Annotated in this window: 25 protein-coding genes and 1 pseudogene; all 26 read right to left on the reverse strand. The window is 47.5% G+C overall.

Features of this window, described 5'->3' with window-relative positions:
* Positions 1 to 203: 203 nt before the first annotated feature.
* Positions 204 to 938, reverse strand: a pseudogene (gene truA / locus M1L66_RS28550) (tRNA pseudouridine(38-40) synthase TruA); the annotation flags it as partial.
* A gap of 16 nt (positions 939 to 954) precedes the next feature.
* Complete coding sequence (locus M1L66_RS28555) at positions 955 to 1,755, reverse strand: energy-coupling factor transporter transmembrane component T family protein (protein ID WP_002604669.1); 801 nt, start codon at positions 1,753 to 1,755, stop codon at positions 955 to 957.
* Positions 1,749 to 2,648 carry an energy-coupling factor transporter ATPase gene (locus tag M1L66_RS28560; RefSeq protein WP_187020061.1) on the reverse strand — a complete coding sequence of 300 codons (900 nt, stop codon included), beginning with the start codon at positions 2,646 to 2,648 and terminating at the stop codon, positions 1,749 to 1,751. Before M1L66_RS28560 ends, M1L66_RS28555 begins: the two co-directional genes overlap by 7 nt.
* Positions 2,638 to 3,543 (reverse strand): energy-coupling factor transporter ATPase, encoded by a 906-nt coding sequence (locus tag M1L66_RS28565; protein WP_187020062.1) that lies wholly within the window; start codon positions 3,541 to 3,543, stop codon positions 2,638 to 2,640. Before M1L66_RS28565 ends, M1L66_RS28560 begins: the two co-directional genes overlap by 11 nt.
* 188 nt (positions 3,544 to 3,731) lie before the next feature.
* A complete protein-coding gene (locus M1L66_RS28570) occupies positions 3,732 to 4,751 on the reverse strand; it encodes an N-acetylmuramoyl-L-alanine amidase family protein (RefSeq protein ID WP_434688999.1) in 1,020 nt (339 codons plus the stop codon).
* 27 nt (positions 4,752 to 4,778) lie between these two features.
* The gene (locus M1L66_RS28575) at positions 4,779 to 6,011 is read right to left on the reverse strand and encodes an N-acetylmuramoyl-L-alanine amidase family protein (RefSeq protein ID WP_187020064.1); all 1,233 of its coding nucleotides are present in this window, start codon (positions 6,009 to 6,011) and stop codon (positions 4,779 to 4,781) included.
* A 185-nt stretch (positions 6,012 to 6,196) separates the two neighbouring features.
* Complete coding sequence (locus M1L66_RS28580; protein ID WP_434689001.1) at positions 6,197 to 7,264, reverse strand: 5'-3' exonuclease; 1,068 nt, start codon at positions 7,262 to 7,264, stop codon at positions 6,197 to 6,199.
* A 242-nt stretch (positions 7,265 to 7,506) separates the two neighbouring features.
* Positions 7,507 to 8,001, reverse strand: a complete 495-nt coding sequence (locus tag M1L66_RS28585) for a macro domain-containing protein (protein ID WP_117622350.1) — start codon at positions 7,999 to 8,001, stop codon at positions 7,507 to 7,509.
* A gap of 313 nt (positions 8,002 to 8,314) precedes the next feature.
* Positions 8,315 to 8,851, reverse strand: coding sequence for a bL17 family ribosomal protein (locus tag M1L66_RS28590; RefSeq protein WP_002604676.1), 537 nt, complete (start codon positions 8,849 to 8,851; stop codon positions 8,315 to 8,317).
* 94 nt (positions 8,852 to 8,945) lie between these two features.
* Positions 8,946 to 9,914, reverse strand: coding sequence for a DNA-directed RNA polymerase subunit alpha (locus tag M1L66_RS28595; RefSeq protein ID WP_002604677.1), 969 nt, complete (start codon positions 9,912 to 9,914; stop codon positions 8,946 to 8,948).
* Between the two features lie 117 nt (positions 9,915 to 10,031).
* Positions 10,032 to 10,625: a 30S ribosomal protein S4 gene (gene rpsD / locus M1L66_RS28600; protein ID WP_055653543.1), complete on the reverse strand. Its 594-nt coding sequence runs from the start codon at positions 10,623 to 10,625 to the stop codon at positions 10,032 to 10,034.
* A gap of 16 nt (positions 10,626 to 10,641) precedes the next feature.
* Entirely contained in the window at positions 10,642 to 11,043 is a 402-nt protein-coding gene (gene rpsK, locus M1L66_RS28605) for a 30S ribosomal protein S11 (protein ID WP_006771855.1), read from the reverse strand.
* A 98-nt stretch (positions 11,044 to 11,141) separates the two neighbouring features.
* Complete coding sequence (gene rpsM / locus M1L66_RS28610) at positions 11,142 to 11,510, reverse strand: 30S ribosomal protein S13 (protein ID WP_002604679.1); 369 nt, start codon at positions 11,508 to 11,510, stop codon at positions 11,142 to 11,144.
* A gap of 28 nt (positions 11,511 to 11,538) precedes the next feature.
* Entirely contained in the window at positions 11,539 to 11,652 is a 114-nt protein-coding gene (gene rpmJ / locus M1L66_RS28615) for a 50S ribosomal protein L36 (RefSeq protein WP_003497809.1), read from the reverse strand.
* Between the two features lie 185 nt (positions 11,653 to 11,837).
* Positions 11,838 to 12,056, reverse strand: a complete 219-nt coding sequence (gene infA / locus M1L66_RS28620) for a translation initiation factor IF-1 (RefSeq protein ID WP_002604680.1) — start codon at positions 12,054 to 12,056, stop codon at positions 11,838 to 11,840.
* A 36-nt stretch (positions 12,057 to 12,092) separates the two neighbouring features.
* Positions 12,093 to 12,359 carry a KOW domain-containing RNA-binding protein gene (locus M1L66_RS28625; protein ID WP_025530788.1) on the reverse strand — a complete coding sequence of 89 codons (267 nt, stop codon included), beginning with the start codon at positions 12,357 to 12,359 and terminating at the stop codon, positions 12,093 to 12,095.
* A 20-nt stretch (positions 12,360 to 12,379) separates the two neighbouring features.
* Entirely contained in the window at positions 12,380 to 13,144 is a 765-nt protein-coding gene (gene map, locus M1L66_RS28630) for a type I methionyl aminopeptidase (RefSeq protein ID WP_002604682.1), read from the reverse strand.
* Positions 13,145 to 13,147: 3 nt separating this feature from the next.
* Complete coding sequence (locus M1L66_RS28635; RefSeq protein ID WP_002604683.1) at positions 13,148 to 13,792, reverse strand: adenylate kinase; 645 nt, start codon at positions 13,790 to 13,792, stop codon at positions 13,148 to 13,150.
* Positions 13,793 to 13,875: 83 nt separating this feature from the next.
* Positions 13,876 to 15,198: a preprotein translocase subunit SecY gene (gene secY / locus M1L66_RS28640; protein ID WP_110321953.1), complete on the reverse strand. Its 1,323-nt coding sequence runs from the start codon at positions 15,196 to 15,198 to the stop codon at positions 13,876 to 13,878.
* 1 nt (position 15,199) lies between these two features.
* Positions 15,200 to 15,640 (reverse strand): 50S ribosomal protein L15, encoded by a 441-nt coding sequence (gene rplO, locus M1L66_RS28645; RefSeq protein ID WP_002604685.1) that lies wholly within the window; start codon positions 15,638 to 15,640, stop codon positions 15,200 to 15,202.
* Between the two features lie 25 nt (positions 15,641 to 15,665).
* Positions 15,666 to 15,848, reverse strand: coding sequence for a 50S ribosomal protein L30 (gene rpmD, locus M1L66_RS28650; RefSeq protein ID WP_002604686.1), 183 nt, complete (start codon positions 15,846 to 15,848; stop codon positions 15,666 to 15,668).
* A 13-nt stretch (positions 15,849 to 15,861) separates the two neighbouring features.
* Positions 15,862 to 16,371: a 30S ribosomal protein S5 gene (gene rpsE, locus M1L66_RS28655; protein ID WP_055653535.1), complete on the reverse strand. Its 510-nt coding sequence runs from the start codon at positions 16,369 to 16,371 to the stop codon at positions 15,862 to 15,864.
* Between the two features lie 19 nt (positions 16,372 to 16,390).
* Positions 16,391 to 16,759, reverse strand: a complete 369-nt coding sequence (gene rplR / locus M1L66_RS28660; protein WP_055653533.1) for a 50S ribosomal protein L18 — start codon at positions 16,757 to 16,759, stop codon at positions 16,391 to 16,393.
* An 18-nt stretch (positions 16,760 to 16,777) separates the two neighbouring features.
* The gene (rplF, locus tag M1L66_RS28665) at positions 16,778 to 17,320 is read right to left on the reverse strand and encodes a 50S ribosomal protein L6 (RefSeq protein ID WP_002604689.1); all 543 of its coding nucleotides are present in this window, start codon (positions 17,318 to 17,320) and stop codon (positions 16,778 to 16,780) included.
* A 66-nt stretch (positions 17,321 to 17,386) separates the two neighbouring features.
* A complete protein-coding gene (gene rpsH, locus M1L66_RS28670) occupies positions 17,387 to 17,788 on the reverse strand; it encodes a 30S ribosomal protein S8 (protein WP_022031107.1) in 402 nt (133 codons plus the stop codon).
* A gap of 23 nt (positions 17,789 to 17,811) precedes the next feature.
* Positions 17,812 to 17,997, reverse strand: a complete 186-nt coding sequence (locus M1L66_RS28675) for a type Z 30S ribosomal protein S14 (protein WP_002566501.1) — start codon at positions 17,995 to 17,997, stop codon at positions 17,812 to 17,814.
* Positions 17,998 to 18,009: the final 12 nt, after the last annotated feature.

An 18,009-nucleotide genomic window follows, 5' to 3' on the forward strand; every position in this document is an offset into this window, starting at 1 on the left:
ACGGCTTCCTGATCGTTTACATAAACCGTCTCCGCTCCGTTCCTGACGGCCTGGTGCACCACCCGGAACAGAAGGCGTTCAAACTCCTCCGGGATGCACCGCTCTATGGTGAGAAACGACTGCTTCTCTTTTGCCGTCTTCGTCTGATCCAGAGAATATTTCCATTCCTTATTTTCAGCCGCTATGACAGGGCGAAGCTCCGTCTCTTCCTCCAGGCTGATCAGCGTCAGTCCCCTGGCCACCGCGGTAGGGCCTGCTGCCGCGCGGTTTCTGGCATCCAGAATCTCCTCCACATGCTCCGGCGGATAGACTCCCAGCCCCACCTTCATCAGCGTCCCCGCGATAATGCGGACCATATTATAGAGGAACCCGCTTCCGCTGACCCGTATCGTAATCATATCGCCCGTCTTCACGACGTCCAGGCTGTAAATGGTACGCACCATGTCCTCCGCCTGGGTCCTCGGTGCGCAGAAGCTGGTAAAATCATGTTCTCCCACCAGATACGCCGCCGCCTCCTTCATCTTCTCTGCATCGAGGGGGAAGTAACAGAAATAGGCGTACAGCCGCAGCGTCGGAATCTCGATCTTCCGGTTCAAAATTCTGTATTCGTACGTCTTTACGCAGTTGCATTTTCTGGGATGCCACGTTAAGGGAACCTCCTCCGATGCAAGGACCCGGATGTCCTCCGGCAGTCTCTGGTTGAGTGCAAAACAGACCTTATCCGCCGGCATCCGGCTCTCCGTATCGAACACAGCCACATTACCATCGGAGTGGACGCCGGAATCCGTCCGGCTGGCCCCGATTACCGCCACCTTTTCGTGAAACAGGGCGGTCAGCGCCTCGTTTAAGACTTCTTCTATGGTCCGCCCGTTGTTCTGTATCTGCCATCCGCAGTAATTTGTGCCGTCGTAGGCCACTATCAGCTTAATCCGTTTCATCTTCTCAAAAACCGCCTTATATCAGGATTCTTAAAACAACTATCACAGCCAGGTAAAAGACGTAAACCAGATACGTCACACCGTCCCGCTTTGCATAGTGAAGCGGCTTCATCTTCGTTCTTCCCTCGCCGCCGCGGTAGCATCTCGCCTCCATGGCCATAGCCAGATCCGTAGCCCGCCGGAACGCGGAGATAAACAGAGGCACGAGGAGCGGAATCATGTTCTTCGCTCTCTGAATGATATTACCGCTTTCAAAATCAGCGCCTCTCGCCATCTGCGCCTTCATGATCTTATCCGTCTCCTCTACCAGAATCGGGATAAAACGAAGTGCGATGGACATCATCATGGATACCTCATGTACCGGCAGTCCTATCTTCTTTAAAAATCCAAGGCTCTTTTCCAGTCCGTCTGTCAGCTCATTGGGCGTGGTCGTCAGCGTCATAACCGACGATCCCACCACCAGATAGATCAGCCTGACTCCCATGAATCCGGCCGTCATTAAGCCCTCCTTTGTCACCTTTAAAAACCACAGCTTAAAGACCACTTCACCCGGGGTCAGAAATAAGTTAAAGCTGACACTGATTAAGAGCAGGAAGATGATGGCCTTAAGTCCCCGCACCATGAACTTAAATGGAACGTGGCTCAGTCTGATTGCCATGGCAAGAAAAAGCGTGGCCACCAGATAAGCCCAGATGCTGTCTGCGACAAACAGGGAAATAATAAATACCATGGTTCCGAACAGCTTTGTCCTCGGGTCCATCCGGTGAAGTACGGAATCCACCGGATAATACTGCCCCAGTGTAATATCTCTTAACATAATGTCTCCTGTCCGCGGCTTCCGTCACCGCAGGCCGCCTGTCCTTCCTTTTTTAACAGCGCAAGGATCTCATCTCTCGCTTCCTCCACCGTTGTAATATTATTGTCAATGGGAACTCCATGATCCCGCAGCGTATGCACCACATAGGTGATCTGCGGTGCGGCCAGACCGATGGCCTCCAGTTCCCTGTAATGCTTAAATACTTCCTTCGGCGTGTCGTCAAACACCTTCTCCCCGTGGTTCATCACGAGAATCCGGTCCACGTATTTTGCGATGTCCTCCATGCTGTGGGACACCAGAATGATCGTCATCTTTTTCTCATGATGAAGACGTTCAATCTGTTCCAGGATCTCATCGCGTCCCCTCGGATCCAGTCCCGCCGTAGGCTCGTCCAGAATCAACACCTCCGGCTCCATGGCCAGCACACCGGCAATGGCCACCCGGCGCTTCTGGCCGCCCGACAGCTCAAAGGGCGACTGCTTATAAAAGCTCTCATCCAGCCCTACCATCGTAAGCGCTTCCCTTGCCCGGCTCTGCGTCTCCTCCTTCGACAGTCCCTGGTTCTTCGGCCCGAAGCAGACATCGGTAAACACATCGATCTCAAACAGCTGGTGCTCCGGATACTGAAATACCAGTCCCACACGGCTTCGCAGCGCCCGCATGTCATAGCCGTCGTCATATATATTCTTTCCATTATAATAGATCGCACCGTCCGTCGCCCTGATTAGCCCGTTTAAATGCTGAATCAGCGTGGACTTCCCGGAACCGGTATGGCCGATCAGTCCGATAAACTGGCCATCCTGGATCTCCAGATTCACGTCCTTAAGCGCCTGCTGTTCGAAAGCGGTGCCCTGTCCGTAAACGTAATTTAAATGTTCTATCTTAATTGCCATTGCATCCTCCATCTCCCAGAGTCACTCTGTCCGGATAGCGCTCCGCAAATATGGGGAGCAGATATTTCATCAGCTCCTCCAGCGTCAGAATCCCATCCGGTAAATCCACGCCATTCTTCTGAAGCTCATATGCCAGTTCCGTTACCTGCGGCACATCCAGCCGGTAAGACTTGAGTTCTTCCACCCTGGAAAATATCTGCCTGGGCGTTCCGTCCATCACCACCCGTCCGTCGTCCATGACGATAACCCGGTCGGCATGAATGACTTCTTCCATATAATGAGTGATGAGCACCACGGTGATCCCTTCCTGGCGGTTTAACTCATGGACGGTCTTCACCACTTCCCGGCGCCCGTTGGGATCCAGCATGGCGGTAGGCTCGTCCAGAACGATGCACTGGGGTCTCATGGCCATGACACCTGCGATGGCGACCCGCTGCTTCTGGCCACCCGAAAGCTTGTTAGGCGACTTCATGCGGTATGCCGTCATGCCCACCGCCTCCAGGCTCTCGTCAACCCGTTTCCAGATCTCGTCGGTCGGAATCCCCATATTCTCCGGTCCGAATCCCACGTCCTCCTCGACGATATTACCGATAATCTGGTTATCGGGATTCTGGAATACCATCCCCGTTTTCTTTCGAACCTCCCACAGATTCTCCTCTTTGGAGGTATCCAGCCCCTGGATCCACACCGTCCCATCCGTCGGAAGCAGGATCGCGTCCAGCTGCTTGGCAAAGGTGGACTTTCCGGAGCCGTTGTGGCCTAAGACCGCCACAAACTCGCCCTCCTTAATCTCGATGCTGACGTCGTCTATGGCACGGTTTACTTCTTCTATATTCTCTTCTTCATCTCTTCTGATATAATCGAAAATCAGCTTTGATGTCTTTATAATTCCCATGGCTTACCTTTCTGCGATTAACGCGGACAATGTCACGTCTAATACTGTCTTTATATGTCACATAATTTTAGATGAAATTTGCTTAACAGTCAAGCCGGATTTCATAATCAGCCCGATTCTTCTCCGTCAGACAGGAAAAAAGAAAGACATGGCACCTTTCACCATGTCTTTCCTGAATTACGAATCCCTTACGGCACCCACTGTCCGGACGCATCTACCCGGTATGTACCGTCGACCACTGTGTCCGCTGCCATGCTGCCATCTTCATACAGGTAATACCATTTCCCAGGCTCTGCCTGAATCCAGCCAGTGGCCATGTCGCCATCCGTATTAAAATAGTACCATTTGCCGCCGATCTGCTGCCATCCGGTCACCATCTCTGCATTATCATTCATATAATACCATTTGCCGCTCAGATTCTGCCATCCGGTCAGCGCGTAGCTGTCCTGATTAAAATAGTACCACTTGCCGCTTATCATCTTCCAGCAGTTCGCTGCATAATTTCCGTTCTCATCACGGTACCGTTTGCCGGTCTGCGTGTTGGACCACCGGCCCGATGTGTCTCCCAGCTCCTGAACCACGGAATCGTTGGAAACGGTAAATTCACCGTCTTTTAGATACTTCTCCTCGGAACTGTCCTTCGCAATGGCTCTTACCTCATAGTAATAGCTGTAGCCATCCTGTAAATACTCCAGTAAATCGATGGAGGTGGAACCGGTTGTCAGCGTCTTGATCCACTGATCTTCCCGGTAAAGGCGAAGCTGATACTTCGAAGCGTGAGCAACCTTTTTCCAGGAAGCCTTCGTCTTCGCGGCATCGCTCCATCCGGCAGATTCCGGTGCTCCCAGCTGTGCAACCGGTACATAGGTGGCCTTGATGGTCGTCTCGCCGTCCAAAGCCTTGGCGGAGACCAGTTCGCCGCCGTACACGCTGCAGTTGCTCTTCACATAGTCCCCGGAGATTGTGAAGGTAGCAGTCACCTTCTTTCCAGGAACCCATTTCTCAGGATCCTTGCTCCACTCTGGTGATATTTCGTCATAATTAACGGTAACCTTCGGTACCTTGATATCTTCCGTCCATTCACTTCTTACGTCGTTATCAAATCGAATCTTAACACTTTTCGCCGCCATGGACGTCATGGCGGTACCGAGCGTCAGCACCGCTCCCAGAAGTATCAGCCATCTGCCCTTTCCCTTTATACCTCGCATTCGTGTCATCTTCCTTTCCTGATGAATTTACTTATGCCACACGCCGTTGCCGTCAACCGGGAAACCATCGATGGTGGTATTCACGGCCTTGGAGCCTTCACCTGGATAGAAGTAGTACCAGCTGCCGTCAACCTGACGCCACCCCTCAAGCATCGCGCCGGAAGCGTCTGTGCAGTACCACTTATTGTTGTAGGCGATCCAGCCTGTAAGCATCGCGCCTTCTACACCTGTAGTCGTGGAAGGATTTAAATAATACCACTTGTTGTTCGATACGACCCAGCCGGTTACCATGGCGCCCTGGTCGTTCATATAGTACCATAAATTATTTCTCTGCTGCCATCCGGTGAGCATTGCACCATTTGAATCAAATAAATACCATTTCTCATTAATCTTAGCCCAATTGTTCTTCTGGTAAGTTCCGTCCGGATACTTGAAATACCAGTTATTGCCGTCCTTGATCCATCCAACCTGACCGGTGGTTCCAGGCGTTCCGCTTTCCTGTCCTGAGCCGTCAGATACCTTCTCCTCCGGCAGATAAACCTCATCGGATTCCGTCCAGTCGCTCTTCTTTCCGTACTTCTTCTCACTTTCGGTATATGGAACCGTGCGTACCTTAAATGAATACGTGCCGGCCTTCGTCATGTAAGGATAGAAGTTATAGGACGTAGCCTTAAGCCCCTCAACCTTCTTCACAACCGTACTTCCGCGGTATAAATAGACATCATAGGCGTCAGATGCGTTGTCAACCTTACTCCAGCGGGCGCCGCCGTAGCCGGAATCCTTCCAGTAGGCATCATCCGGGGAGCTGTACGTACCCTTGATCGGTTTGAACTTGAATGTCACGTACAAAGTATCGCTGCCGGAACGGCTGGCTGACACATAGGTTCCGCCCTTCACAGTCACGTTGCTGGACTGATATCCGCCTTTAAACGCATACTCGTCAGAATCGGTGGCATGCAGTTCCACTTTCATCTTGGGCTCATATCCGATGGTCATCTCTTTCGACCCAGAGGTAATCCACTCTACGCCGCTGACCTCGTATCTGCTGTTGTTGGTATATACATAGTTGCCCTTGGAATTTTCCTTAAGTTCAAAGGCCGTCTCCTCCGGAAGATTCTCTCCGGATTCCAATTCCTCAAGCCCCGCATAGATCGTTACCGATGATATCGTCTTCGACGCGGCAAATGACTGAAATGGTATACTCACGCCCAACACACTCACAATTGCGGTCAAAGCCAATAGTTTCCCAAACCGTTTCATAAAAATACCTCCCACTCTTTATAATCAATCCTCATTTTCCTTTTTCTACTATTATTATAGCCCCTGGGGTAATTCACCGTCAACTTACGATATTCTTTCTTTATTCTTGCGTTTGGGAAAAATTGAGTAATTAATTTGCAAGAATGGCAATTTTTACCAGAAATTCTTGCCGGAGCTGAGATGGCTCAGCCAAATACAGAGGTCTCCTTGATATCCAGTTTCTTACACCATTTGCGCAGAACCTTCTCCTTATACTGTTCCACGGAAAAATCAGCGAGTTCCAGATCCAGCGGAATATCCGTCTTAATGGTAGCCAAACGCTTCGACAGCAGGGCCGCGGCTTCCCCGCACAGTTCGCCGTCCTCTCCTGTCTTCGTCAGCGCTTTGTAGGGAGTTCTGGATATCCCCAGCTTCTCCTTCCAAAAATCCTGGAGCTCCTTCAGCTGCTTTTTGTCCGTCTCTGCGTTGTGGATCGCCTCATACATCGCCTCCACGGTACCATACTCAGCCAGGAGAGGCGGCACCGCGCTGCTCACGCCTTTTACTCCCGGAATATTATCCGAGGTGTCACCCTGAATTCCTTTTAAATCGGTGATCTGCTCTGGCCACACGCCTTCCTCGGCAAACACATGCTCCGAGGTAAACTCAAACGTCTTCTCCGGAAGGTTCACGTCTTTTTTCGTCAGGCCGTATGGGCCGTAGTATTTTTCGTACAGTTCGTCTGCCTTCTCCTGCTTCGCCTGTACCATCCAGGCCCTGACGTTGTATTCGTCATTGACCAGCTGCAGGTAATCGTGATCCTTCGTCATGACCACCACAGGAAGCTGGCTGCGGAACTTCATAACCAGGGATCCCGCGTAATCATCAGCCTCGTAATCGTCGCTGTAGAGCACCTTGAATCCGGCTTCCTGAAGGATTGACTCAATCAGGACAAACTGCTGCTTCAAAGGCTCGGGAGTCGCCCCCCTCGTCCCCTTATATTCCGCGTACAGTTCCCGCCGGAATGTGTCCCTCGTCTTGTCAAACACAAAGGCGATATATCCGGGTTCCTGTTTCCTGATGAGAGACGCAACAGTCTTCAGCATGCCGAAGATCGCATTGGTATATGTTCCGTCCGCGGCGTGCAGGATCTTTCCGTAATGCTTCTGCTTTTCCTCTTCGGTTTTGGCGAACATGATTTCCCGCGGAAGCACGGCGTAGTAACAGGTGGACAGCATGGAAGAACCATCCACGATCACAAATTTATTTTTCATCCAATATCCTTTCTGATGCTGTAGATTTCCCCGGTTGGTGATGTGGGGAACAGGGGAGTTATTTTTTACCAGGGGCCGGGCAGAATAGGCGTTTTAACGGCTGTAGCGGGCCGTATGACGGGGAGAATGCGGGGCAGGCATAAAGTTATGCCTGCGGGGCGGTAACGCCTTCTGGGGCTGGTATACGGTGGTATATGGTGGTTTATGGGGAGTATGTATCGATACTTTTGTGTTCCGTATTTTTATTTTCCGTCGTATTTCCAGATCTGTACTTCTCCTGGGTAATCTTCAAATACCCGCTTGATGATGGATTCTACAATCTGCCAGTCGCCGCCTGCAAAGCCGCAGCCGATTCCCTGCGGGAATGCGGCTGTCTCGTTTCTGCCGCGTACCGTCAGAAACTCGCGGATCTCTTCCATGGCTTTTTCTAAAGCCTCGTAATCAGTGTAGACTCCGCCTTTTCCATAGTCGTCCTGGCCGTAGAGGTTCGCAATCAGGAACCAGCGGCCGTCTTTCTCTACCGGCTGGGCCGATACCCGGCCCAGCAGCGCCGATGTCTTGCCTCGCGCTTCTTCTGTCCACTGCTTTGTCAGAATTTTATAGGACTTTTCTACCTCCGGAAATAACTTCTTTACCTGGCCCGCCATTCCACGACCAAACGCACCCTGGCAGTTTACCTGGTGGCAGATGATGTCCGCACTGGAGTTGAATATGTCGCCTTCGTAGTATTTTATCATTGTAACCGCCCTCTTTCTTTTTTCAATTGCTCTTTGTCGTTCTTCTGTATCATAACACATTTGGGAGGATGGGGGAATATGTTGGGGGGAGAAAAATGTGGGGGACGAGGATGGGGGGAGGGGACGACTCGCTTGCGCATCGTTGGGGATTCGTTAGTCGTTCTCGGTCGGTACCCCGCAGTGCACACCTCACTTCCGCTGCGCTCCAGTTCGGTGTGGGGCGTTCGCCCTACAAAAAAAGCCAGGAGAAAATTTTCTTATGTGCTAGCACAACGAAAATTTTCTCCTGACTTTTTTTGACACTGCTCAGTGCTTAGACAAGCTCTAACACCACTTCCATCGCTGCATCGCCTTTACGCTGGCCAATCTTTACGATTCTTGTATATCCACCATTTCGGGATACATACTTCGGTGCGATTTCCTCAAATAATTTCTTTGGAAGATCTACGCTCTTTGTATTTTTCTTCTTTCCAGCAGCTGCCTGCGGTACTTCTGTTACATCGTACAGTACCTTTAACATCTGTCTTCTTGCGTGAAGTCTGGAAGGAAGATCCTTCTTGATTTCTTTTTCTACTTCGTCGTATACGGTAACTTTCTTGCCGTTCACCACTTCTTTGACTCTCTTGCCGTCTTTGTCCTTGCGGGCAACCTTAGCGGTTACTTTAACGGTTTCGAAATTGTCTTTCTCTTTTACGGCCAGAGCAATCAGTCCTTCTGCTACTTTACGGATTTCTTTTGCTCTCGCTTCTGTTGTAACGATCTTGCCATTGTGTAATAATGCTGTTACCTGGCTTCTGATCAGTGCTTTTCTCTGGCTGGAAGTTCTTCCCAGCTTTCTATATCCTGCCATGTCTTATTTCCCTCCATTTGTGGAACGCCGGCGCATGCTTCTTCGGTCTTACTGCATCCTGCGCTTAATCTCCATAAATTCCTGTAACGAGCAATTAGCTGTTCGCGTCATCACTCGGGTTAAGCTGTAAGCCTAACTCCTTTAACTTTGCCAGCACTTCTTCTAAAGACTTGCGGCCTAAGTTACGAACCTTCATCATATCCTCAGAAGTTCTGTTGCACAGCTCTTCTACTGTATTGATTCCAGCTCTCTTTAAACAGTTGTATGAACGTACGGAAAGTTCCAGTTCGTCGATATTCATCTCCAGAACCTTCTCTTTCTCATTATCCTCTTTCTCTACCATGACTTCTGCAGTCTTGGCATTCTCGGATAAGTCGATGAACAGATTTAAATGTTCACTTAACACCTTCGCAGCAAGGCTTACCGCCTCGTCTGGTGCCAGTGTTCCGTTTGTAAATACATCTAATGTCAGCTTATCGAAATCGGTAACCTGACCTACTCGGGTGTTCTGTACCGTCATGTTGACGCGCTCTACTGGTGTATAGATGGAATCAACGGCAATCACGCCAATCGGTAAATCTTCACTCTTGTTTTTGTCTGCGCTTACATAGCCGCGGCCCTTTGTGATAGTCAGCTCCATGTAGAACTTACTGTCTGTGCCGCCGCTGAGTGTCGCGATCACCTGGTCCGGATTCATGATTTCAATATCCGGGTCCGCCTGAATGTCAGCAGCCGTTACCACACCTTCGCCTTCAAACTCGATGTATGCAACCTTTGCTTCATTGGTGTCGCTGTTATTTTTGATTGCTAAGCTTTTGATGTTCATAATGATCTCAGTTACATCCTCTTTAACGCCTGGGATAGAACTGAATTCATGCAAAACGCCGTCGATTTTTACCTGACTGACTGCGGCTCCCGGTAAAGAAGAAAGCATGATTCTTCTCAAGGAATTGCCTAAAGTCGTACCGTAACCTCTTTCAAGCGGTTCAACTACAAACTTGCCATATTTCTTGTCCTCAGAGATTTCAGCAATCTCAATGTTTGGTTTTTCAAAATCGAACACTAATAGCCCCTCCTTTTGGGTAATTTGTATCGAGGGTCTTATACTCAAATCCTTGCCCGGAGTACAGTTTCCCATACTCCGGGCGAAAGTTGTTGTTTCTCTTTAACAGACTTTCAATTATTTGGAGTACAACTCGACGATAAGCATTTCATTCACTGGAACATCAATCTCATCTCTTGTTGGTAACTCTTTAACAGTACCACGTAAATTCTCATGGTCAACATCAACCCAGGCCGGAGTTAAACGTCCTGCTGTGGTCTCTACTACATCTTTAAATCTGGCGTTTCCTTTGCATTTCTCTTTTACTTCGATTACGTCGCCAGCTTTAACTAAGTAAGACGGAATGTTTACACACTTGCCGTTTACTAAGATGCTCTTATGGTCAACCATCTGTCTGGTCTCTCTTCTTGTTCTTCCAAAGCCCATACGGAACACTACGTTGTCAAGTCTTCTTTCCAGAAGGATCATCAGGTTTTCACCGACCATACCATTCATCTTTTCAGCCTTTGCATAGTAGTTACGGAACGGTTTCTCAAGAACGCCGTAGATGAATTTGGCTTTCTGCTTTTCTCTTAACTGAAGGCCGTACTCACTCATCTTTCTGTTAGCTCTTTTTAATTCTCTGTTGGATTTTTTATCTATTCCTAAATAGATTGGATCAAGACCAAGGGATCTACATCTTTTAAGAACAGGAACTCTATCTACTGCCACTGTAATTACCTCCTAATTAGACTCTTCTACGTTTTGGCGGACGACATCCGTTATGTGGAACCGGAGTAACATCCTTGATACTGGTTACTTCTAAACCGCATGCCTGAAGTGCACGAATAGCTGCTTCACGGCCTGAACCAGGACCCTTTACCATAACGTCTACTGATTTTAAACCATGTACAAGAGCTGCTTTAGTAGCAGTTTCTGCCGCCATCTGAGCTGCATATGGAGTAGATTTTCTTGAACCTCTAAATCCCAGACCACCAGCACTTGCCCAAGATAAGGCATTACCCTGAGTATCTGTTAATGTCACGATTGTGTTATTAAAAGATGACTGGATATGTGCTTGTCCGCGTTCAACGTTTTTCTTTACGCGCTTTTTTGTCACTTTTTTAGTAGTGGACACTTTTTTAGCCATTTTAAACTAACCTACTTTCTTCATTTCTTGAATCCTGTTATTCCTGTTTTTAAAACATGTAACGTGATTCACTGTTTTAGTTTCATTAAGTTTAATGCTTATTTCTTCTTGTTTGCTACGGTCTTTCTCGGGCCCTTGCGAGTTCTTGCATTGGTCTTTGTCTTCTGACCACGAACCGGCAGGCTCTTTCTGTGACGAATTCCACGATAGCAGCCAATTTCCTGAAGTCTCTTGATGTTCATAGCGATTTCTCTACGTAAATCACCTTCAACGGTCTGACTGTCAGCAATTACAACTGATATTCTCTTTACTTCGTCATCGGTTAAGTCCTTAACACGAGTGTCAGGATTAACGCCAGCTTCTTTAAGAATGCGGTTTGCACTTGTTCTACCGATACCGTAGACATAAGTTAAGCCGATCTCAACACGTTTTTCTCTTGGTAAATCAACACCTGAAATACGAGCCATTTGTGTAGTACACCTCCATTAATAATTTTTAACCTTGTCTCTGCTTATGCTTAGGATTTTCACAGATTACTCTGATACTGCCTTTTCTCTTAATGATTTTGCATTTTTCGCAAATCGGTTTGACTGATGATCTAACCTTCACAGCAATTCTCCTTTCCGTTATGCGTCCCCAAAATGAGGACATCCAGGTATACCCGCAATGTGTTTTATATAAAACCAACCAGTGCTGCCGTTTGGGCATAATACACCCGGTATTTCAACAAAGTCGCTATAGCATTATAACACTTTCCATATACGAATGCAAGCACTTTTTCCTTGTTTTTACTTTTATTTATCTCTCCAGATAATTCTTCCCTTGGACAAATCGTAAGGGGATAACTCAATGGTTACCTTATCACCCGGTAAAATACGGATATAGTTCATACGAAGTTTTCCGCTGATGTGCGCAAGCACCTGATGGCCGTTCTCCAGTTCTACCTGGAACATGGCGTTCGGAAGCTTTTCAACAACGGTTCCTTCAATTTCAATAACATCTGCTTTCGACATAAAATCTTACCTCCTGACAACCTGTGTCTTTACTCACTACTTTAATCTTTTGATACATTTGATGAAACGAGCGATCTCTTCATCGGTGACTCTCTGGTTTTCCCTGATCTTTTTACCCGGACCGTCCATTTCACAGGAAACGGTCTCCACATGCTTTCTGTTTTTCTTCTTCGGCTTGTCGAGCGTCCGGTATTTTCCGTCCACCAGATAAACATATTCGCCTTCTTCTCTTAATATGAAGAAAACCTCTTCTTTATCGTGTCCGGCCAGGCTTTTTACAATCGTTCCTGTCGTGATCTCCATACTGTCCTCACTCAAATTCCCTAATGGGCTTCCGAAACCAGGCTTAGAAGCTCCGGTTCGCCTTCTGTAATCAGGACCGTATTCTCATAGTGGGCTGATAACGCTCCGTCCTCTGTTACAACCGTCCAGTCATCATCGAGCCATACCACTTCCGGCGTTCCCGCATTAATCATCGGTTCAATGGCGAGTGTCATGCCTGGCCTCAGTTTTAGGCCGCGCCGCCTTCCGGCGAAATTGGGCACCTCCGGGTCTTCATGGAGATGACTTCCGATTCCATGTCCTACCAGATCCCGTACCACGCCAAAGCCAAAGCTTTCCGCATAGGCCTGGATCGCAGAAGATATATCATTCAGATGATTGCCAGCTTTTGCAAATTTAATCCCTTCAAAGAAACTTTGTTTTGTCACCTCGATGAGTCTGCCTGCTTCGGGGGAGATTTCACCGATCCCGTACGTCCTCGCCGCATCAGAATGGTATCCCTTGTAGATCACGCCGGCATCCAGGCTCACAATGTCGCCTTCCTCTATGAAATGCTTCCTGCTGGGAATTCCGTGAACCACTTCGTCGTTCACCGATACACAGATAGAAGCCGGATAGCCGTTGTAATTTTTAAAGGAAGGGATGCAGCCGTAGCTTCTGATGATCTCTTCTCCCAAATGGTCGATATCCCAGGTTGTCATACCGGGCTTTAAGGCTTTCGCCAGCTCCTCGTGGGTCTTCGCGAGGATTTTCCCGGCCTCTCTCATAAGTTCTATTTCTCTTGCAGATTTAATCGTAACTGACATACATTACGCTCCCAGAACAGCGACAATATCGGAGAACACTTTTTCCATATCCTGTGTTCCGTCAACATTTGCCAGTACGCCGGCTTCCTTATAATAGTCAATCAGAGGCTGTGTCTGATCATGATACACGGACAGACGCTTCTTAACGGTTTCCGGCTTATCGTCATCTCTTAAGACAAGCTTATCACCGCAGACATCACAGATGCCTTCCACTTTGCTGGGTTTATAGACAATATGATATGTAGCACCGCAGCTTAAGCAGGCGCGGCGTCCTGACATACGATTCACGATATTCTCGTCCGGAACATCCACATTTACGGCGTAATCGATCTTCTGTCCTCTCTCATTAAGAGCGCTCGTAAGGCTCTCCGCCTGCGGAATCGTCCTTGGGAAACCGTCTAATACGTAACCATTCTGACAGTCTTCCTTCTGGATGCGGTCCATCAGCATGCCGATCGTCAGCTCATCCGGTACTAAGCCGCCCTGATCCATAAATGCCTTCGCCTTCATTCCAAGCTCGGTTCCCTCTTTGATGTTGAAACGGAAAATATCGCCTGTGGAAATGTGTGGAATCTGATACTTCTCAGCAATCTTCTTTGCCTGGGTACCTTTACCGGCACCTGGGGCACCTAACATGATAATCTTCATCAGCAGTCCCTCCCTGCAATATGTTCATATAGCACAAAGACCAAGAGAAACACGCCATAATGTGTTCCTCTTGGATTTGCCCTTTAGTCATTCAAAAATCCCTTATAATAACGTACAAGCATCTGAGATTCTATTGCCTTCAGTGTCTCTAAGACAACGCTGACAATAATGATTAAGGATGTACCACCAAATGACAGGCGGCTTACATTGAAGAGGCCGGATACCATAATCGGGATGATACATATAACCGTCAGACCACATGCACCGATAAATACTACATAGTTCAAAATGGAATTGAGGTAATCGCTGGTTGGCTTGCCTGGGCGGATACCCGGGATAAAGCCGCCTGATTTTTTCATGTTGTTCGCTACTTCCAACGGATTAAAGGTAATCGATGTGTAGAAGTAAGCAAACACGATGATCAGGGCGATATAAACCACCATACCGATCGAGTAGACCGGACGCTCCGGCTTGAACCAGTTAGAAGAATTCAGCATCAGAAGGATATGTCCGCCAATGCTGTCATAGTTAATCCGGCTGCCGAAGAACTGGGCGATAACTACCGGGAATGACATGATGGAGGAAGCAAAGATAACCGGGATAACACCGGCTGTATTTACTTTTAACGGGATGTTGGAGGACTGGCCGCCAACCATCTTACGTCCCTGCATCTTTTTGGAATACTGGACTGGAATTCTTCTCTCGCCATCCTGAAGGACAACGACAAATACCACAATTGCAATCACGATGGCCACGATGATGATGGCAGCTACCGCCGACACTGCAACCGACTTGCCAGACATGAATCTGGTATAAAGTGTAGATGCGTCAGAGGGCAAACTGGAAATGATGTTAAATAACAGGACGATGGAGATACCATTTCCCACACCATTCTCAGTGATACGCTCACCAATCCACATCAGAAGCGCACTACCTGCAGTCATAGTGACTACGGCGATAATGACGCTGATTGCGTTGAACTCGCTTAACAGTCCCTGGCCGCCAAATCCGACTGCCATAGCAATGGATTCAATTAAAGCCAGAGCAACTGTTACGTAACGGGTGTATTCTGCTATCTTTTTTCTCCCGTCTTCACCATCTCTCTGCATCTCTTCCAGCTTCGGAATCGCAATGGTCAGAAGCTGCATGATAATGGAAGAAGTGATGTACGGGGTAATACTCAGCGCGAACACGGACATATTGGTAAAGGAGCTACCTGTCATGGCGTTAAAAAATCCGAACGCATCGTTATTCTGCTGAGCGAAAAAATCTTTGAAAAATGCTGTTTCTACTCCAGGAATCGGCAGCTGTGAGCCAATTCTAATAACCACCAGCATCGCGAACGTATACAGAAGTTTCTTTCTGATGTCCTTGATCTTGAATGCATTACGGAGCGTTTTTAACATATTAGTTCACCTCGCAGGTTCCACCTAAAGCCTCGATTTTGGTCTTAGCGCCTTCGCTGAAAGCATCTACCTTTACTGTAAGCTTTTTGGTTAATTCTCCGTTTCCAAGGATCTTAACACCATCGCGCGGATTCTTAACAATGCCGCTCTCCAACAGAGTCTCAACTGTAACAACAGTATCGTTTTCGAACTGCTCTAAAGCACTAACATTGATTCCAATGATAGTCTTGGTATTTCTGTTTGTGAAGCCTCTCTTAGGAATACGTCTGTATAAAGGCATCTGACCGCCTTCAAACCCTGGTCTCGGAGCACCAGAACGAGCTTTCTGTCCTTTATGGCCCTTACCTGCAGTCTTACCGTTTCCTGAACCATGGCCACGGCCTCTTCTGAAGCTATCGCTGTGTTTGGATCCTAATGCAGGCTGTAAATTTGATAATTCCATCGTTTGCACCTCCTTACTGTTTTCCTTAAATTTCTTCAACTTTTACTAAATGTCTAACGTTCTGGATCATGCCTCTTACAGCACCGTTATCCGGCATCTCAACTGTCTTATGAAGCTTCTTTAAACCTAAAGCTTCAACGGTTGCTTTCTGCTTCGGAACTGCGCCGATCGGGGATTTCACCAATGTGATTTTTAATTTATCTGCCATCTTCTTATCCTCCTTAGCCTAAAATCTCTTCTACAGATTTGCCGCGAAGCTTTGCAACTTCCTCAGGAGTCTTTATCTGAGTCAATCCTTCGATTGTAGCCAAAACTACGTTTGTCTTGTTGTTGGATCCTAAAGATTTTGTACGGATATTCTTAATTCCCGCAAGCTCCACTACTGCACGGGCAGGACCGCCTGCGATGATACCGGTACCTTCCGGAGCTCTCTTAAGAAGTACAGCTGCGCTTCCGAATTTTCCGATTAAATCATGAGGAATACTGTTGTTCTCGTCAATCGGTACAGTTACCATATTCTTAACTGCAGCCTCTTTACCCTTACGGATTGCTTCCGGAACTTCGCCTGCTTTGCCAAGGCCCGCACCTACGTGGCCATTGCCATCGCCTACGACTACTAAAGCAGAGAATCTCATAGTACGTCCGCCTTTTACGGTTTTCGATACTCGCTTGATAGCAACTACTTTGTCGTTTAATTCTAACTGACTTGCATCAATAATTGTATGTTTCAACGCCCTATTCTCCTCTCTACTAGAATTCCAGACCAGCTTCTCTGGCTGCGTCTGCTAATGCCTGAATCTTGCCCTGATATATGAAGCCGCCTCTGTCAAATACAACTTCCTTGATTCCCTTTTCGAGAGCCCTCTTGGCAACTACTGTACCTACATATGCTGCAGCATCAACGTTGTTAGTTTTCTCTAATTCAGCCTTTACTTCCTTATCAACTGTAGAAGCTGAGACTAAAGTTTTACCAACTGTATCGTCAATAATTTGAGCATACATATGATTATTACTTCTGAACACAGCTAAACGCGGTCTTTCTGCAGTGCCTGCAAAACGATTACGTAATCTGGTGTGCTTCTTCACGCGAACTTCGCTTCTTGACTGTTTGCTAACCATTTTTACACTCTCCTTAAATTATTTCTTACCAGTCTTACCAACTTTACGTCTGATAACTTCATCAGCATATTTGATACCTTTGCCCTTATACGGCTCAGGTCTTCTCTTGTCTCTGATTTCAGCAGCGTACTGGCCTACTTTTTCTTTATCGATACCTTTTACAATGATGACGTTCTGGCCTTCCATTGTGGATTCCAGACCTTCCGGATCTTCCATCTCAACCGGATGAGAATAACCGAGGGAAAGAACAAGCTTCTTACCCTGCTTCTGAGCTCTGTAACCTACACCATTGATTTCCAGTTTCTTCTCGTAACCAGCGGTTACGCCAACGATCATGTTGTTGATCAGTGTTCTTGTCAGACCGTGTAAAGATTTCATCTTCTTTAAATCACTGGGTCTTGTAACGATGATCTGGCCGTCTTCTTCTTTGATGGACATCTCAGCCGGTAATACTCTTTCCAGAGTTCCCTTTGGACCTTTTACAGTCACTTTATTATTTTCTGCGATTGTGACAGTAACGCCTGCCGGAATCGCGATAGGCATTCTTCCTATACGTGACATGCCGTGTACCTCCTTAAATTTTCGGAAAAAGCGTCTGCGCCTCTTCTGTTTTCAGTAGTTCTTAAATTACCAAACAAATGCCAGCACTTCTCCGCCTACGCCGAGTTCGCGTGCTTCCTTGTCGGTTACAACGCCCTGGTTGGTGGAGATGATAGCTGTTCCTAAACCACCCAGAACCTTCGGTAACTCTTCCTTGTTTGCGTATACACGTAAACCAGGCTTGGAGATTCTCTTGATACCTGTGATGATTTTTTCGTTCTTGTCTTTGCCGTATTTTAAGGTGATTCTGATTGTCTGGAATGCACCGTCTTCTACGAGATCATATTTCTTAATGTAGCCCTCTTTTACAAGGATATCAGCAATAGCTAATTTCATCTTGGATGAAGGTACATCTACTGTATCGTGTTTGGCAGTATTTGCATTACGAATTCTTGTAAGCATATCTGCGATTGGATCGCTCATTGTCATTTTGAATTGCCTCCTTCCTTATTTTACCAGCTTGCTTTCTTAACGCCTGGGATCTGACCCTTGTATGCTAATTCACGGAAGCAGATTCTGCAGATACCGTATTTTCTTAAATAAGCATGTGGACGTCCACAGATTCTGCAACGGTTGTATTCTCTGGTAGAGAATTTTGCAGGTCTCTGCTGTTTAATCTTCATTGAAGTCTTTGCCATGGAATATTCCTC

This window comes from Hungatella sp. SB206 (genome assembly GCF_051132295.1).
GTDB lineage: Bacteria > Bacillota > Clostridia > Lachnospirales > Lachnospiraceae > Hungatella > Hungatella effluvii.

Bases quoted from the DNA above. Each gene is read 5' to 3' on its own strand.
- M1L66_RS28555 (WP_002604669.1), bottom strand. From the start codon at position 1,755: ATGTTAAGAGATATTACACTGGGGCAGTATTATCCGGTGGATTCCGTA.
- M1L66_RS28560 (WP_187020061.1), bottom strand. From the start codon at position 2,648: ATGGCAATTAAGATAGAACATTTAAATTACGTTTACGGACAGGGCACC.
- M1L66_RS28565 (WP_187020062.1), bottom strand. From the start codon at position 3,543: ATGGGAATTATAAAGACATCAAAGCTGATTTTCGATTATATCAGAAGA.
- M1L66_RS28570 (WP_434688999.1), bottom strand. From the start codon at position 4,751: ATGCGAGGTATAAAGGGAAAGGGCAGATGGCTGATACTTCTGGGAGCG.
- M1L66_RS28575 (WP_187020064.1), bottom strand. From the start codon at position 6,011: ATGAAACGGTTTGGGAAACTATTGGCTTTGACCGCAATTGTGAGTGTG.
- M1L66_RS28580 (WP_434689001.1), bottom strand. From the start codon at position 7,264: ATGAAAAATAAATTTGTGATCGTGGATGGTTCTTCCATGCTGTCCACC.
- M1L66_RS28585 (WP_117622350.1), bottom strand. From the start codon at position 8,001: ATGATAAAATACTACGAAGGCGACATATTCAACTCCAGTGCGGACATC.
- M1L66_RS28590 (WP_002604676.1), bottom strand. From the start codon at position 8,851: ATGGCAGGATATAGAAAGCTGGGAAGAACTTCCAGCCAGAGAAAAGCA.
- rpsK (WP_006771855.1), bottom strand. From the start codon at position 11,043: ATGGCTAAAAAAGTGTCCACTACTAAAAAAGTGACAAAAAAGCGCGTA.
- rpsM (WP_002604679.1), bottom strand. From the start codon at position 11,510: ATGGCTCGTATTTCAGGTGTTGATTTACCAAGAGAAAAACGTGTTGAG.
- infA (WP_002604680.1), bottom strand. From the start codon at position 12,056: ATGTCGAAAGCAGATGTTATTGAAATTGAAGGAACCGTTGTTGAAAAG.
- M1L66_RS28625 (WP_025530788.1), bottom strand. From the start codon at position 12,359: ATGGAGATCACGACAGGAACGATTGTAAAAAGCCTGGCCGGACACGAT.
- map (WP_002604682.1), bottom strand. From the start codon at position 13,144: ATGTCAGTTACGATTAAATCTGCAAGAGAAATAGAACTTATGAGAGAG.
- M1L66_RS28635 (WP_002604683.1), bottom strand. From the start codon at position 13,792: ATGAAGATTATCATGTTAGGTGCCCCAGGTGCCGGTAAAGGTACCCAG.
- secY (WP_110321953.1), bottom strand. From the start codon at position 15,198: ATGTTAAAAACGCTCCGTAATGCATTCAAGATCAAGGACATCAGAAAG.
- rplO (WP_002604685.1), bottom strand. From the start codon at position 15,640: ATGGAATTATCAAATTTACAGCCTGCATTAGGATCCAAACACAGCGAT.
- rpmD (WP_002604686.1), bottom strand. From the start codon at position 15,848: ATGGCAGATAAATTAAAAATCACATTGGTGAAATCCCCGATCGGCGCA.
- rplR (WP_055653533.1), bottom strand. From the start codon at position 16,759: ATGGTTAGCAAACAGTCAAGAAGCGAAGTTCGCGTGAAGAAGCACACC.
- rplF (WP_002604689.1), bottom strand. From the start codon at position 17,320: ATGTCACGTATAGGAAGAATGCCTATCGCGATTCCGGCAGGCGTTACT.
- rpsH (WP_022031107.1), bottom strand. From the start codon at position 17,788: ATGACAATGAGCGATCCAATCGCAGATATGCTTACAAGAATTCGTAAT.
- M1L66_RS28675 (WP_002566501.1), bottom strand. From the start codon at position 17,997: ATGGCAAAGACTTCAATGAAGATTAAACAGCAGAGACCTGCAAAATTC.